Origin of the sequence: Roseomonas rosulenta (genome assembly GCF_016106005.1) — a bacterium.
Taxonomy (GTDB): domain Bacteria; phylum Pseudomonadota; class Alphaproteobacteria; order Acetobacterales; family Acetobacteraceae; genus Neoroseomonas; species Neoroseomonas rosulenta.
Map to the genome: position 1 here is coordinate 1 of NZ_JACADR010000092.1, position 15,402 is coordinate 15,402.

The 15,402-nt window shown below is 71.5% G+C and carries 14 protein-coding genes; 8 read left to right on the forward strand and 6 right to left on the reverse strand.

The window, feature by feature from the left end:
- Positions 1 to 1,951: bifunctional acetate--CoA ligase family protein/GNAT family N-acetyltransferase (locus HW578_RS12920; RefSeq protein WP_198370960.1), on the forward strand; the 1,951-nt coding region annotated here is incomplete at its 5' end.
- A 39-nt stretch (positions 1,952 to 1,990) separates the two neighbouring features.
- Here HW578_RS12920 and HW578_RS12925 read toward each other — a convergent pair.
- Together HW578_RS12925 and HW578_RS12930 are read right to left on the reverse strand one after the other, a co-directional pair.
- Positions 1,991 to 2,869 (reverse strand): helix-turn-helix domain-containing protein, encoded by an 879-nt coding sequence (locus HW578_RS12925; protein WP_198370961.1) that lies wholly within the window; start codon positions 2,867 to 2,869, stop codon positions 1,991 to 1,993.
- Between the two features lie 111 nt (positions 2,870 to 2,980).
- Complete coding sequence (locus tag HW578_RS12930) at positions 2,981 to 3,865, reverse strand: 2-hydroxy-3-oxopropionate reductase (RefSeq protein ID WP_198370962.1); 885 nt, start codon at positions 3,863 to 3,865, stop codon at positions 2,981 to 2,983.
- 201 nt (positions 3,866 to 4,066) lie between these two features.
- Here HW578_RS12930 and HW578_RS12935 point away from each other — a divergent pair, with 201 nt between their 5' ends.
- Entirely contained in the window at positions 4,067 to 4,636 is a 570-nt protein-coding gene (locus HW578_RS12935) for a hypothetical protein (protein ID WP_198370963.1), read from the forward strand.
- 6 nt (positions 4,637 to 4,642) lie between these two features.
- Here the strand turns inward: HW578_RS12935 and otnI are convergent, their stop codons facing one another.
- Positions 4,643 to 5,422, reverse strand: coding sequence for a 2-oxo-tetronate isomerase (gene otnI / locus HW578_RS12940; RefSeq protein WP_198370964.1), 780 nt, complete (start codon positions 5,420 to 5,422; stop codon positions 4,643 to 4,645).
- A 216-nt stretch (positions 5,423 to 5,638) separates the two neighbouring features.
- Between otnI and HW578_RS12945 the strand changes: the two genes are divergently transcribed.
- From HW578_RS12945 to HW578_RS12970, 6 genes are read left to right on the forward strand one after another with little or no spacing between them, the layout of a single operon-like run.
- Positions 5,639 to 6,727 carry an AI-2E family transporter gene (locus tag HW578_RS12945; RefSeq protein ID WP_198370965.1) on the forward strand — a complete coding sequence of 363 codons (1,089 nt, stop codon included), beginning with the start codon at positions 5,639 to 5,641 and terminating at the stop codon, positions 6,725 to 6,727.
- Positions 6,728 to 6,782: 55 nt separating this feature from the next.
- Complete coding sequence (locus tag HW578_RS12950) at positions 6,783 to 8,366, forward strand: ABC transporter substrate-binding protein (RefSeq protein WP_198370966.1); 1,584 nt, start codon at positions 6,783 to 6,785, stop codon at positions 8,364 to 8,366.
- A 54-nt stretch (positions 8,367 to 8,420) separates the two neighbouring features.
- Complete coding sequence (locus HW578_RS12955) at positions 8,421 to 9,404, forward strand: ABC transporter permease (RefSeq protein ID WP_198370967.1); 984 nt, start codon at positions 8,421 to 8,423, stop codon at positions 9,402 to 9,404.
- 3 nt (positions 9,405 to 9,407) lie between these two features.
- Positions 9,408 to 10,322, forward strand: a complete 915-nt coding sequence (locus HW578_RS12960; RefSeq protein ID WP_198370968.1) for an ABC transporter permease — start codon at positions 9,408 to 9,410, stop codon at positions 10,320 to 10,322.
- Positions 10,322 to 11,308, forward strand: a complete 987-nt coding sequence (locus HW578_RS12965; protein WP_198370969.1) for an ABC transporter ATP-binding protein — start codon at positions 10,322 to 10,324, stop codon at positions 11,306 to 11,308. Before HW578_RS12960 ends, HW578_RS12965 begins: the two co-directional genes overlap by 1 nt.
- On the forward strand, positions 11,301 to 12,332 hold the full coding sequence (locus HW578_RS12970) for an ABC transporter ATP-binding protein (protein ID WP_369407888.1): 1,032 nt from the start codon (positions 11,301 to 11,303) through the stop codon (positions 12,330 to 12,332). Before HW578_RS12965 ends, HW578_RS12970 begins: the two co-directional genes overlap by 8 nt.
- Before the next feature lie 4 nt (positions 12,333 to 12,336).
- Here the strand turns inward: HW578_RS12970 and HW578_RS12975 are convergent, their stop codons facing one another.
- From HW578_RS12975 to ggt, 3 genes are read right to left on the reverse strand one after another with little or no spacing between them, the layout of a single operon-like run.
- Complete coding sequence (locus tag HW578_RS12975) at positions 12,337 to 12,810, reverse strand: CreA family protein (RefSeq protein WP_198370970.1); 474 nt, start codon at positions 12,808 to 12,810, stop codon at positions 12,337 to 12,339.
- Between the two features lie 52 nt (positions 12,811 to 12,862).
- Entirely contained in the window at positions 12,863 to 13,570 is a 708-nt protein-coding gene (locus HW578_RS12980) for a hypothetical protein (protein ID WP_198370971.1), read from the reverse strand.
- Positions 13,563 to 15,239: a gamma-glutamyltransferase gene (gene ggt, locus HW578_RS12985; protein ID WP_198370972.1), complete on the reverse strand. Its 1,677-nt coding sequence runs from the start codon at positions 15,237 to 15,239 to the stop codon at positions 13,563 to 13,565. Before ggt ends, HW578_RS12980 begins: the two co-directional genes overlap by 8 nt.
- Positions 15,240 to 15,402 lie beyond the last annotated feature (163 nt).

Consider the following 15,402-nt stretch of genomic DNA (forward strand, 5'->3'; position numbering starts at 1 on the left):
GATCCGCGCCGGCGGGCGGCTGGCGGACGCCACGGGCCTCGCGGACGAGGTGATGGAGGCGGCGCTGCGCCGTGCCGGCGTGCTGCGGGTGGCGGGGCTCGAGGACCTCCTCGCCGCCGCCGAGACCCTGGCCCGGGTGCGGCCCTCGCCGCGCGCGACCGGGCGGGGGGACCGGATCGCGCTGGTCACCAACGGGGTCGGCCTCGGCGCGCTGGCCGCCGATGCGCTGCTGGCCGGCGGTGGGCGCCTCGCCGACCCGGGCGATGCTGGGCTGGCGGCGGTGGCGCTGGGCCTGCCGGATGGGTGGTCGGGGCGCAATCCGCTCGCCCTCGGACCCGAATGCGCCGGACGGCTTGGCGAGGCGGCGGCGATGCTGGCCGCCCTGCCGGAGGTGGATGCGGTGGTCGCGCTGCATGCCCCGGCGCCTGACGAAGACCCCGAAGTGGTGCGGGAATCCCTCGCCGCCGCGGTGAAGGCGAGCCGCGGCGCGCCGATCCTGGTCGGCTGGGCCGGGCAGGCCACGGCGGGGGCGCAGCGGGCGATGCTGGCACAGGCGGGGGTGGCCGTCTTCGCGACGCCGGAGGCCGCGGTGCGCGGCGCGCTGCACCTGGCGCAGGACCGGCGCAACCGGGCAGCGGCGGCGGAACTGCCGGCGCGCGACGTGCTGGACCTGGCCCCCGACCGGGCGTCGGTGGCGCGCATCCTGGCCGCGGTGCGCGATGCGGGACGGTCCGAGCTGACCGAGGCGGAGGCGCTGGCGGTGCTGGCCGCCTATGGCGTGCCGACCGTGCCGGGCCGCGCGGTGGGCGGCGCGGCGGAGGCCGGGGACGCCGCCGCGATGCTCGGGTTTCCTGTCGTTCTCAAGATTTTGAGCCCGGATCTTCCGCGCAAGACGGAGGTCGGCGGGGTGGTGCTGGGGCTCGCTTCCGCGGCCGCGGTGCGCGACGCGGCGGCGGCGATGGCCGATCGCGTGGCGCAGACCCGCCCGCAGGCGCGCATCACCGGCTTCCTGGTGCAGCGCCAGGCGGCGCGTGGGCAGGAGCTGCGCCTGCGCCTGGGGGATGATGCGATGTTCGGTCCCTGGATCTCCTTCGGGCGCGGGGGCACGGCGGCGGATATCGACCCCGATGAGGGCTTCGACCTGCCGCCGCTGAACCTCGCCCTGGCGCGCGCGCTGATCCGGCGCACCCGCACGGCGCGGCTGCTGGACGGATGGCGGGACCATGCTCCGGCGAATATCGCCGCCATCGCCGATGCGCTGGTGCGGCTGTCCCAGCTGGCGGTGGATTTTCCCGAGATTGAATCTTGTGGAATCAATCCTTTATTGGCCGATCCTCAGGGCGTGCTGGCACTGGATGCGGCGCTGCGGCTGCGTCCGGCGGGGCAGGCCTCGTTGCTTGCCATCCCGCCCTATCCGGCGGAACTCGCCCGGGCCTGGCGCGGGCACGACGGGCGGTCGTTGCTGGTGCGCCCGATCCGCCCGGAGGATGCCGCCGCTCATGCCGAGGCCTTCCGGCGGTTGTCGTCCGAGGATGTGCGCTACCGCTTCTTCTCGGCGCTGGGGGAGCTGAGTGCGGCGCAGATCGCCCGCATGACGCAGATCGACTACGACCGGGAGATGGCCTTCGTGGCGGTGGAGCGCGTGGCGACGGGGCCGGAGCGCACGGTCGGCGTCTCCCGCCTGATCCGTGACCCTGGCGGGGCGGAGGCCGAGTTCGCGGTCATCGTGGATCCGACCTGGAAGGGGCAGGGCCTGGCGCGCCACCTGATGGAACGCCTGTTTGAGTGGGGCCGCGAGGTCGGCGTGCGCGAGGTGACCGGCCAGGTGCTGGCGGAGAACGCGCCCATGCTGGCCTTCGTGCGCGCGCTGGGCTTCCGGGTGCAGCGCAGCGCCGAGGATGCGGATGTCATGGAGGCGCGGCTCACGCTTGCGCCGCAAGCGCAATCATAATGCCGTCAATGCGTTCCGATGGACGCCGCGGGCATGACGTCAGCCCGGGAAGGCGTCCTTGATCATGGCGCGCACCCGTGCGGCGGCCTCCGGCCCCTTCACCGCGTCGCGCCAGGCGCCCTCGGCCACGCGCTGATGGGTGCCGATCGCCTCGTCGGCGCCGGTGATGAAGGCGACGCCGCTCGCGGTGGTCGGGTGGGCATCGGCGGCGAAGGCACTGCCCACCACATGGGCGCGCTCGCGCCCGCGCATCACCATGAAGGGGCCTGAGGGCTCGGCACCCGCGATCAGCCCGAACTGCAGGCCGATGGGGACGGATTCCATCGCGTCCGCGATGGCTTCCGCCTCGGCGCGGGCGGCGAGGCGGCAGCCCATGCGGGCGCGTTCGCTGAGCGCCAGGCCCGGCGCGACGCCATCGGCCAGCATCCGGCGCATCGAGCCCTCGCCCAGGATGGCGGTGATGTTGGGCTTGCGCGACTGGTGCAGCTTCTTGCGGGCGGCGAGCAGGCCCAGCATCTGCTCGACCTGGCTGCGGGCGAGCAGGCGGTCGGGGGAATTGTCCGCGACCTCGGTCCAGGCTTCGGCCAGGGCGCCGTCGAAGGCGTCGGTCGCGACTGGATAGACCAGCGCGCCGCCCACCTGCAGCACCTGGTCGGATTGTTCCTCGACCTGCCGCAGGCGTTCCTGATAGGCGGCCGGGCGGCCGAAGTACTCGACGCCGATGCCCAGCAGCGAGAGCGGGGAGATCTTCAGCAGTTCCGCCAGCCGGCGGATCGTGTCGAGCTTGATGACCTCGCCCTTTTCGTAGCGATACAGCGCGGCGCGGGAGACGCCGAGCCGCGCGGCGATCTCCTCTGCCCGCAGGCCGGATTCCAGGCGGTAGGCGCGCAACTGTTGTCCGATTTCGGCAAACCGCATGTGACCCTCCGGCAGGCGTCAGGCGATCACACTAGACGAGACTGCCTCGCCTTTCGAGACGCAATCTCATGGGCGGCGGCCCGGCGCGGTTTCCCGCGCCGGGCGCATCCGTCAGGCGTCCTCGGCGACCTTGTGGGCGGCGAGCGTCTCGAGCGCCTTGACCAGGCCCGAATGATCCAGCTCGGCCCCGCCGGCGGCCGCCACCGCGGCGAACAGCTGCTGGGTGGAGGCGGTGTTGGGCAGCGCCACGCCGAGGTCGCGGCCGGCCGACAGCGCGAGGTTCAGGTCCTTCTGGTGCAGCCGGATGCGGAAGCCCGGGGCGAAGGTGCGCTTGATCATGCGCTCTCCGTGCAGTTCCAGGATGCGCGAGGTGGCGAGCCCGCCCATCAGCGCCTGGCGGACCTTGGCGGGATCCGCACCGGCCTTGGAGGCGAAGGTCAGCGCCTCGGCCACCGCCTCGATGGTCAGGGCCACGATGATCTGGTTGGCGACCTTGCAGGTCTGGCCCGCACCGACCGGACCGACCAGCGTGATGTTCTTGCCCATCGCCTCGAACAGCGGCTTGGCACGGGCGAAGGCGGCCTCGGTGCCGCCGCACATGATGGTCAGGCTGGCCTGCTTGGCGCCGACCTCGCCGCCCGAGACGGGGGCGTCCACGTAGTCGCCGCCCTTGGCCGCGATCCGCTCCGCGAACTGCTTGGTGGCGGTGGGGCTGATCGAGGACATGTCGATCACCAGCGTGCCGGGCTTCAGCCCCTCCGCGACACCGCCGGCGCCGAACAGCACCGCCTCGACGTCCGGGGTGTCGGGGACCATCAGGATGACCGCCTCGGCGGTCGCGACGGCGGCGGCGATGCCCGGCGCGACGGCGAAGGCGGCGCGGTCCTCGGCGGTCAGGCTGGCGCGCTCGACCACCGTGATGTCGTGCCCGGCGGCCTTGAGGTGGCCGGCCATCGGGCGGCCCATGATGCCAAGGCCGATGAAGGCGATCTTCATGCGTTTCTCTCCGGTGCGCGGTGGGGGGGCGCGGGCGGCGCCTCGGCGTCACATAGCCCAGGGCGCGGGCGGCGAACATGCGGGCGTGCCGGTCGCGTCGCGACTCGTCACTTCATCCCATTGCAAGGAAAATCCTGATGACGGCTTTCTATCGCAATGGTAGATTTGAATTGTCGTCTGGTCCAAAAAATGTTCCGAGACATGCCCTGGCGCCGTGCGCGCCACGTGCCGAAATTCCGTATGTTCCTGGTGGCGCTGCTGGCCGGCGCGCCAGCCTTGGCACGCGCGCAGGACAGTTTCGCGCGCGAGGCGGATTTCCTGACCGGCCGGCCCCTGCTTTCGGTGCTCGGCTCCGGGCTCGGCCGTGAGCCGGTGAGCCTGACGCTGGAGTTCTCCTGCCCCGGCTCCGAGGTCTGGAGCATCGACCTGCGCGGCGCGACCTTTCCCGATGGCGCGCCCATCACGCTCGACCTCGGCGGCGCAGGCAGTGGCTGGCACGAGGTCAGGCTGCTGACGGTGGATCGCCCGGATGCGGACTGGCTGCGCCTTGGCGTCGACGAGGCGTCCTTCCGCCTGGCGCTGGCGCGTGCCCGCGGCTTCGATGCGGCGCCCGGGGCCAGTGTGGCCGTGCTGCAGATCGGCCGGGACCTCGGCATCGCCGTCGGGCTCGACAGCCTGGCGCGGGAGATCGGCCACCTGGCGCATGACTGCACGGCGCAGCGCAGGGCGGAGGGGCGCGGCATCACACCCCTGGCGCGCTTCGCGCGATAGAGCGCGCTATCCGCGGTAGGGCTGGAACCAGCCGAGCCCCGCCACCGTCTCGCCTGCCGGCCGGTATTCGCAGCCGATCCAGCCGCGGAAGCCCAGCGCGTCGATGCGGTCGAATACGAAGGGCCAGTTGACCTCGCCGGTGCCCGGTTCGTTGCGGCCCGGATTGTCGGCCACCTGCATGTGGGCGATCAGCGGCAGGTGGCGCTCGACCCGCTTGACGATGTCGCCCTCGGTGATCTGGCAGTGATAGAGGTCGAACTGCATCCCGACCTTCTCGGGGCCCACCGCGGCGATGATGGCCGCCGCCTGGTCGGTGGTATTGAGGAAGAAGCCCGGGATGTCGCGGTGGTTGATCGGTTCGATCACCGGCTTCACGCCCGCGGTTGCGCATTGCTCCGCCGCCCAGGCCAGGTTGGCGCCATAGACCGCGGTCAACGTGTCGTGCGGCACGCCGGCCGGGGCTAGGCCGGCCATGACGTGCAGCCGGGGGCAGGCGAGCGCGGCGCAGTAGTCGAGCGCCTTTGCCACGGCGTCGCGGAATTCCTGCTGGCGGCCGGGCAGGGCGGCCATGCCGCGCTCGCCCGATGCCCAGTCGCCGGGCGGTGCGTTGAACAGAACCTGCTGCAGGCCGTGGTCCTTGAGCCGCGTGGCGATCTCGGCGGCGGGGAAGTCGTAGGGAAAGAGGAACTCGACCGCCTTGAAGCCGGCCTGCGCGGCCGCGGCGAAGCGGTCGAGGAAGGGCAGCTCGGTGAACATCATCGACAGGTTGGCGGCGAAGCGTGGCATGGCGCTGGTGTCCCCCCGGATGCGCGTCGGCGCAGGCTAGGGCGGGACGGTGCTGCGTGGAAGCGAGGCCGCGCCCGATTGCGCCCGACCTCCTGCGGGCATCGCGGGCGCCTGGGCTTCCAGTGCCTCGCGTCGGCGGCCCGTCTTGCGCGCCTCGCGTCGGCGCCCTCTTTGGCGCGCCTCGCGCCGGCGCGACGCTTCGGGCAGGATGGGTCGATGCAACTCCATGCGATGCGCACCGCAAGGCTGGTCGGGATCGTGGCGCTGGCCGCGATCGCGATCGCCTGCCTGCTGGTGCTGCGGCCCTTCATCTCGGCGCTGCTCTGGGCGGTGATCATCGTCTTCTCGACCTGGCCGGTCTTCGCCGTCCTGCGGGAGAACGACCGCTTCTCGCCCAGCGGCGCGGCGGCGGTGATGGTGGGGGCGATGTTCCTGCTGGTCGGGCTGCCGATCGCGCTCGCCGCGCCGACCAGCCGCGGGGAGGTGGAGGCGCTCTCCGCCTCGATCGAGGCGCTGCTGGTGGGCGGGCTGCCCGGGCTCGGCGCCTGGCTCGGCGGCTTGCCGGTGGTGGGGCCCTGGATCCGCGGCTGGCTAGGCGATGCGGAATTCGACCTGCTGGGACTGGCGGGGCTGCTGCGCCCCTATGCCGGGACCATCACACAGCAGACAGTCACGGTGCTGCTCGCGGTGCTATCGGGCCTGGCGGAACTGCTGCTCGCGATCCTGCTGGCCTTCTTCTTCTACCGCGACGGGCCGGCCATGGCGGCGCGCACCAGCGCGCTGATGGAGCGCCTGGCCGGGGGCACCGGCACCCGGATGCTGCGCCTCGCGGCCGATGTCACGCGCGGGGTGGTCTGGGGGCTCGTCGGCACCGCGGTGGCGCAGGGCATCCTGACAGCGATCGGGCTGTCGCTGGCGGGCGTGCCGCAGCCGGTGCTGCTGGCGGTGGTGGCCGGCGTGATCTCGATCTTGCCGGTGGGCGCACCGCTGGTCTGGATCCCGGCCAGCCTTTGGCTGTTCACGCAGGGCGAGACGGGCTGGGGCATCTTCATGGGTCTCTATGGCGCCTTGGTGATCTCCTCCGTCGACAACTTCATCCGGCCCTGGGCGATCGCGCGCGGGGCGAATCTGCCGCTGCTGCTGACGTTGCTGGGCGCGCTCGGGGGGGTTTTCGCCTTCGGCTTCCTCGGGCTGTTCCTCGGGCCCGTGGTGCTGGCGGTGGGCTACACGCTGCTGCTGGAATTCGCGGGCGGCGGCGCGCAGCCGCCCGAAACCCCTTCCACGCCGCCGCCGGGCGCCGTATAGGCGCCGGCTTCCGGGGCCCGCCGGGATGGGCCGCGCGATGCAGGGAGAGCAAGGGATGCGGAAGCTGCTGATGGCAGCCGCGCTGGCCGTGGGCCTTGGCGCGGGTTTGGCGGAGGCGCGCACGGTGCGCTGGGCCGCCTCGGGCGATCCGAACACCATGGATCCGCACAGCCAGAATGTCGGCACCGTCACGATGGTGCTGCAGCAGATCTATGACCCGCTGATCCAGCGCTCGCAGGATCTGGGCCTGGCGCCGGGCCTGGCCACGCGGTGGGAGCAGGTCGAGCCCAACCGCTGGCGCTTCTGGCTGCGCGAGGGCGTGAAGTTCCACGAGGGCCAGGCCTTCGGCGCCGAGGACGTGGTGTTCTCCATCACCCGCGCGCAGCAGCCGACCTCGAACTACGCCATCTATGTCGACACCATCGACCGCGCGGTGCAGGTCGAACCGCTGGTGGTCGACATCATCACCCGCGTGCCCGACCCGATCCTGCCCAACAAGATCGCGTCCGTGTTCATCATGTCCCGCGCCTGGTCCGAGCAGAACAACGCGACCCGCCCGCAGAACACCCGCGCGCGCGAGGAGATGCACACCACGCGCAACACCAACGGCACCGGCGCCTTCCGCCTGCAGCTGCGCGAACCCGACGTGCGCACCGTGATGGTGCGCAACACCGACTGGTGGGGCTGGAACGAGCCCGCCAGCCGCGAGGGCAACATCACCGAGATCGTGTTCCGCCCGATCTCCTCCGACGCGACGCGCATCGCCGCCCTGCTGTCGGGGGAGGTGGACTTCGTGCTCGACCCGCCGCTGCAGGACCTGAACCGGCTGCGCGCCGCGCAGGGCATCCGCGTGCTCGAGGGGCCGGAGGTGCGCACCATTTTCCTGTCGATGGACGTGCACCGCGACGAGCTTCTGTATTCCGACGTGCGCGGCCGCAATCCGCTGAAGGACCTGCGGGTTCGCCAGGCGCTGTATCAGGCGATCGACATCCAGGCGATCCATCGCACCACCATGCGCAACCAGTCGGTGGTGACCGGCACGCTGTTCCCGCCCCAGGTGAACGGCTATTCGCGCGAGGAGGATGTGCGCCTGCCCTATGACCAGGCGCGCGCCCGCGCGCTGCTGGCCGAGGCGGGGTATCCGAACGGCTTCGGCATCACGCTCGATTGCCCGAACAACCGCTACATCAACGACGAGCAGATCTGCCAGGCGATCGTCGCGATGTGGGCGCGCATCGGCGTGCGGGCGCAGCTGAACGCGATGCCGCTCGCTCCCTTCTTCGCCAAGATCCAGCGCGACGACACCTCCATCTACCTGCTGGGCTGGGGCGTGCCGACGCTGGACGCGCTGTATTCCTTCCAGTCGCTGCTGCGTTCGCGCGACGGCGGCCAGGGCAACGGCATCTGGAACTACGGGCGCTATTCCAACCCGCGGATGGACCAGCTGATCGACATCATGACCACCCAGTCGGGCGCGCCGCGCGATGCGGCGATCCGCGAGGCGCTGCGCATCTACCGCGAGGACGTGCCCCACATCCCACTGCACCACCAGATGATCCCCTGGGCGATGCGGTCCAACCTGACCATCCCGCACATGGCGAACAACCAGCCCTATTTCCGCTGGGCGCGGATGAACTGACCTGAACCGCGGGCGCGGCTGCCGCAGCCGCCGCGCCCGCGCCGGAGTATCGCGATGTTCGCCTTCATCATCAGCCGCATCCTGCAGTCGCTGCCCGTTCTGCTGGCGGTGGCACTCATTTCCTTCGCCATGTTCGCCTATGTAGGCGACCCGGTGGCGATCATGCTGGGCCAGGACTACACGCAGGCGCAGCGCGATGCGCTGGTGGCCGACCTCGGGCTCGACAAGCCGTTCTGGGTGCAGTTCGGGACCTTCGTCGGCAATGCGGTGCAGGGGGAGTTCGGCCTGTCCTACCGCCTGTCGCGCCCCGTGGCGGACCTGATCGCGGAACGCGCGCCGGCCACGCTCGAACTCGCCTTCTGCGCGGCGGGGCTGGCACTTCTCGTGGGCGTGCCGATGGGGGTCTATACGGGGCTGTACCGCAATTCCTGGCTGTCGCGCTTCTTCCTGACCTTCTCGCTGATCGGCGTGTCGCTGCCCACCTTCCTGATCGGCATCCTGCTGATCCTGGTCTTTGCGGTCTGGCTCGGCGTGCTGCCCTCCTTCGGACGGGGCGACACCGTCAGGCTGGGCTGGTGGACCACGGGCTTCCTCACGTGGACGGGCGTGAAGGCGCTGGTGCTGCCGGCGATCACGCTCGGGCTGTTCCAGCTCACGCTCATCATGCGCCTGGTGCGCGCCGAGATGCTGGAGGTGCTGCGCACCGACTACATCAAGTTCGCCCGCGCCCGCGGGCTCCCGAACCGCGTCGTGCATTTCGGCCATGCGCTCAAGAACACCATGGTGCCGGTCATCACCATCGTCGGGCTGCAGCTCGGCGCCATCATCGCGTTCGCCATCGTGACCGAGACGGTGTTCCAGTGGCCAGGCATGGGGCTGCTCTTCATCCAGTCGGTCGGCGCGGCCGACATCCCGGTGATGAGCGCCTACCTGCTGCTGATCGCCCTCGTGTTCGTCACCATCAACCTGATCGTGGACCTGCTCTACTACGCCGTCGATCCGCGGCTGCGGATCGGGCGCGGCAAGGGGGGGCACTAGGCCATGGCCGCGGCGGTGAGGCGCTTCCTCGATTCCGACCTTTGGTTCTCCTTCACGCGGTCGCCGGTGACGGTGGTCTCGGCGATCGTCGCGGCGGTGTGCATCCTGGGCGCGGTGCTGGCGCCATGGATCGCGCCGCACAACCCGTTCGACCTCGCCTCGCTGAACCTCAGTGACGCCTTCAAGCCGCCGGCCTGGGACGAGGAGGGCGCGCGCGAATACCTGCTCGGCACCGACGACCAGGGGCGCGACGTGCTCTCGGCCATCATGTACGGCGCGCGGGTGTCGCTGCTGGTCGGGCTGTCGGCCACCATCTTCGCGACGCTGCTGGGGGTCACGCTCGGGCTGCTGGCGGGATATGTCGGCGGCGCGCTGGACAGCCTGCTGATGCGCATCTGCGACATCCAGCTGACCTTCCCATCGATCCTTGTGGCCCTGCTGGTGGACGGCGTGGTGCGCGCCGCTCTGCCGCGCGAGGTGCACGACCAGATCGCGCTGTTCGTCGTGATCTTCGCCATCGGCATCAGCGAATGGCCGAAATTCGCGCGTACGGTGCGCGGTTCGACGCTGGTCGAGCGCAACAAGGAATACGTGCAGGCCGCCCGCGTGATCGGCGTGCCCCGTGGGCGGATCATGGTCAGCCACGTGCTGCCCAACGTGATCGGGCCGGTGCTGGTGGTGGCGACGCTGAACCTCGGCCTCGCGATCCTGGCGGAGGCGACGCTCTCCTTCCTCGGTGTCGGCGTGCCGCCGACCCAGCCATCGCTCGGCACGCTGATCAGGATCGGCAACGACTTCCTGTTCTCGGGCGAGTGGTGGATCACGATCTTCCCCGGCGTGGCGCTGATCGCGATGGTGCTCTCCGTCAACCTGCTGGGCGATTGGCTGCGCGACGCCCTCAATCCGAAGCTGCGCTGATGTCGAACACGCCTCCCCTTCTGGAAGTGCAGAACCTGCGCGTGGAGTTTCCCACGCGGCGGGGCACGCTGGTGGCACTCGACGACGTGTCGTTCTCGATCTCGCCCGGCGAGGTGCTGGGCGTGGTGGGCGAATCCGGCGCCGGGAAATCCATGACCGGCGCGGCCATCATCGGCTTGCTGGAACCCCCGGGGCGGATCGCGCGGGGAAAGATCCTGCTGAACGGCAAGCGCATCGACAACCTGCGCTACGAGCAGATGCGCCGCATCCGGGGCAAGGAGATCGGCGCGATCTTCCAGGACCCGCTGACCACGCTGAACCCGCTCTACACCGTGGGGCGGCAGCTGGCCGAGACCATGACGACGCACCTGCCGATCGGCCCCGGCGAGGCCCGCAAGCGCGCCATCGAATGGCTCGAGCTGGTTGGCATCCCGGCTGCGGCGCAGCGCATCGACAGCTACCCGCACGAATTCTCGGGCGGGATGCGCCAGCGCGTCGTGATCGCGCTCGCGCTGTGTGCCGAACCGAAGCTGATCGTGGCGGACGAACCCACCACCGCGCTGGATGTCTCGATCCAGGCGCAGGTGATCGCGCTGCTCAAGACGCTGGCGCGGGAGAAGGGGACGGCGATGATGCTAGTCACGCACGACATGGGCGTGATCGCCGAGACCGCTGACCGCGTCGCCGTCATGTATGCCGGGCGCATCGCCGAGATCGGCCCGGTGCGCGAGGTGGTGAAGCACGCGAACCACCCGTACTCCGCCGGGCTGATGGGGTCGATCCCGCCGCTCGACCGCCGCGTCGAGCGCCTGGCGCAGATCGATGGCGCCATGCCGCGGCTCTCGGCCATTCCCAAGGGCTGCGCCTACAACCCGCGCTGCCCGCAGGTGTTCGACAAGTGCCGCGAGATGCGTCCCGACCTGATCGACGCCGGCACCACGCGGGCCGCCTGCTGGCTGTTCGACACGGAGGTCGCCCGTGGCTGACGCCCCGCCCATGCTGGAAGTGCGCGACCTCGCGCGGCATTTCGACGTCTCGCGCCCGCTGCTGCAGCGCATGGTCACGCGGGAGGGCAAGCGCACGCTGCGCGCGGTGGATGGCATCTCCTTCGCCATCCCGAAGGGCACGACGCTGTCGCTGGTGGGGGAATCGGGCTGCGGGAAGTCGACCGTCGCGCGGCTCTGCGTCGGGCTCTATGCGCCGACCGCCGGCGCCGTCGTGTTCGACGGGCGGGACCTGGCGGAGGCGCGCGCGCTCGCCGACCAGCGCCGGCGGATGCAGATGATCTTCCAGGACCCCTATGCCTCGCTCAATCCGCGCTGGCGCGTGGGGGACATCATCGCCGAGCCGATCCGCGCCTTCGGCCTGGTGCACTCGCGTGCCGAGCAGGAGGCGCGCGTGGCGGAGCTGCTTACGCAGGTGGGCCTGTCGCCGCTCGATCGCGTGAAGTTCCCGCATGAATTCTCGGGCGGGCAGCGCCAGCGCATCTCGATCGCGCGCGCGCTGTCGTCCAATCCGGAATTCCTGGTCTGCGACGAGCCGACCTCCGCGCTCGATGTGAGCGTGCAGGCGCAGATCCTGAACCTGATGAAGGAACTGCAGCAGCGGCTCGGCCTCACCTTCCTGTTCATCAGCCACAACCTCGCGGTGGTGCGGCAGGTGAGCGACCGGATCGGCGTGATGTACCTGGGGCGGCTGGCGGAACTCTCGCCGGCCGAGACGCTGTTCCGCCGCCCGCGCCACCCCTACACGCGCGCGCTGATGGAAGCGATCCCGGACCTCGACATGACCGGGCGCGAACGCATCCCGGTGGGTGGCGAGGTGCCTTCCCCGATCACGCCGCCCTCCGGCTGTACCTTCCATCCGCGCTGCCCGCTGGCGAATGACCGCTGCAAGCGGGAACGGCCTGAGCTGAAGCCGGCTGGCGATGCCATGGTGGCCTGCCACGCGGTCGAGGAAGGTCGCGACGACGCCATGCCGATGCCCGCCATCGCGCGCGACGCGGCCTGACGCGTCAGGGCTGCCGCGCGTAGGGCACCACCGCCACCGCGTTGAAGGGCGACCCGTCCACCAGGCGGGTCGACCAGGCGAGGTAGACGACGGTGCCCGCGGCCTCGTCGATGAAGCGATGGACGCGGGTTTCCTTGAAGAACAGCGAGGTGTCGCTCTCGTAGACCTGCTCGCCGCGCTCGCCGCGCTGGGCACCATCCGCCACGCGCACGGTGCCGGTCGCGACACAGGTGAGGGAGAAGCGGCCCGGGTCCTCCGCGAGGCCCACCATGCCCGTGAGTCCGCCGGTGCGCGCCTGGCTGATGTAGCAGGACACCCCCGCCACCTCGGGGTCGGAGAAGCGTTCCACCACCACGCGGTGGCTGCGCGTCAGGCCGAGATTGGTGATGGCCGTGTTGACGTAGCCGATGCGCGTCGGCTCCTCCGCCGCGGCGGGCAGGGCGAGGAGAAGGGCCAGGACGGCGACGAGGAAGGGCATGGCGTGGCTCCGGGCGGCGGTGTGGCCAATCGACGCGGCAGTTCGCATCTGGTCACGGGGTGCGGCGCAGAAAAGCCTCGACCTCCGGCCAGGGGCGCGCGACCAGGTCGCCGTCGCCGGGTGTTCCGAGCCAGTCGAACAGATCCCCGCCGTCGAGGCCGGTGACCTCGCGGCGCGGCACAGGGTCGTCCTCGGCCGCGAAGCCGAGCAGCACTGCGCCGTCGGCGGTGGTGAACCAGGTCCAGTGCGCGCGGTCGATCAGGCCCTTGGCGTACCAGTGGTCGTGGCGCGGATCGTCGCTGATGGATGACAGGTCGAGGTAGAGCGTGCACGCCGCGTCGGCGGGGCAGACATGGATCACGCCATGCTCGTGCGGGACGAAGGCGTGGCGGTCGTCGCGGCGAAGGGTGTGGCGCAGGACGCGGCCGGAGGCGGCCTCGGCGCGCAGGCGCCCGGCGAAGGCCGCCTGGGCGGGCGCGTTCAGCCGCGCGTCGCGCAGTTGGATCAGCAGCATCGGCAGCACCAGGATGGTCATGCCGACCACGAGCACCAGCCAGTGCACGGCGTGGACCACCTCGAAGACGAGATCGATCGCGCCGATGATGCCGTAGACGATCGCGAGCACGAAGCCGAGCCGGACCAGCCCGCCCAGCACCGAGCGCCCCCGGGCCTGCGCATGCAGCGTCGCCAGGCGTTCGAGCGCGGCGGCGATCTCCGGCGGCGGTGCTACGGTCTCCCGGCGGTAGGGAGCCTCAGTCACCGATCGCCACCCCCTCGCGCCGCGGATCCGCCCCGCCGAGCAGCCCCTGCGGCGTGACGCGGATGAGGTTCAGCCCGGAATTCATCTCGCGGATCTGCACCTCGTGCCCGCGCGCGCGCAGCGCCGGGGCCAGCGTGGCGGCCTGTGTGTCCGCCTCCAGTTCGACAGCGCCGCCGATCGTGCCGACATGGGGCAGGGCGGCCGCCTCCTGCGGCGTCATGCCCCAGTCCAGCAGCGCGACCAGCGCCTGCGCGACATAGCCGATGATGCGCGCCCCGCCGGGCGAACCGGCGACCGCGTGCAGGCGCCCCTCGCCGTCCAGCACGATGGAGGGCGACATCGACGACCGCGGGCGCTTGCCGCCCTCGACGCGGTTCGCGACCGGGCGCCCGTTCTGCTCGGGTGTGAAGGAGAAGTCGGTCAGCTCGTTGTTGAGCAGGAAGCCGCGCACCATGATGCGCGCGCCGAACAGTGCCTCGATGGTGGTGGTCATGGCGACCGCATGGCCGTCGCCGTCCACGATCGAGACGTGGCTGGTGCCGGCCTCGAAGTCCTGCTGCTGCGGGGCGAAGCGCGTCTCGCGCCAGGGCGGGTTGCCGGCGCGCGGCGTCGCGATGGCGCGGTCGCGGTCGATGAGCTGCGCGCGCGCGGTCAGGTAGCCCGCATCGACCAGGCCGCGCGTCGGGACGCTGACGAAATCCGGGTCGGCGACATAGGCGTTGCGGTCGGCGAAGGCGAGCCGGCCGGCCTCGGCGACCAGATGCGCCGCATCCGCGCCGCGCGGGTCGAGCCGCGCGACGTCGAAATGCCCGAGCAGCCCGAGGATCTGCGCCACCGCGATGCCGCCGGAGGATGACGGCGGGAAGCCGCAGACGCGCCAGCGGCGATAGGGCGTGCAGACGGCCTCGCGCCGGCGTGGGGCATAGGTGGCGAGGTCGGTCGTGGTCATCGCACCCGGCAGGGCGTGGCGCGCGATGGCGGCGACGATGTCCTCGGCGACCGGCCCGCGGGCGAGCGCGGCCGCGCCCTGCTCGGCGATGGCGCGCAGCGTGGCGGCCAGCGCGGGGTTGCGCAGGCGGTGGCCGGTGGGCAGGGGCAGTCCGGCCTCGGTGAAGAAATAGGCGCCGGCGCCGGGGTCGCGGCGCAGCAGCAGCATGTCGCCCGCAATGTCGCGCGCCAGGCGCTCGCTGACGGGGAAGCCGTTCTCGGCCAGGGCGATGGCCGGGGCGATCAGGCGCGCCCAGGGCAGGCGGCCGTGCTCGCGATGCGCGGCTTCCAGCATCGCCACCGTGCCCGGCACGCCGACGGCGCGGCCGCTCGCCATGGCGGTCAGGAAGGGGATGGGGCGGCCATCGCGCAGCAGCAGGTCGGGGCCGGCTGCGGCGGGGGCGGTCTCGCGCCCGTCCCAGGCCACGAGGCGGCCGGTGGCGCCGTCGAGATGCAGCAGGAAGGCGCCACCGCCGATGCCCGAGGATTGCGGCTCGACCAGCGTGAGGACCATCTGCACCGCGACGGCGGCATCGACGGCGGACCCGCCCTCGCGCAGCACGTCGAGCCCGGCCTGGGCGGCGAGAGGATGGCCGGCGGCGACCATGTGGCGGCGCGCGGGTTGCGCCTGGACGGACCCGATCGCGAGCAGCAGGAACAGGATGGCGCGGCGCAGGATCATTGCGCGATGATAGCGCAATGCAGGATTTCGGGCAGCGGACGCGCCGGCTGATCCGCGGCCGCCGCGCGGAGGCGGCCGGGCGCGATGCGGAGGCCGTGGCGGCCGGCGCGCTGGAGCGCGAGGGCTGGGCCGTGCTGGCGCGGCGCGCGCGCACGCCGGCGGG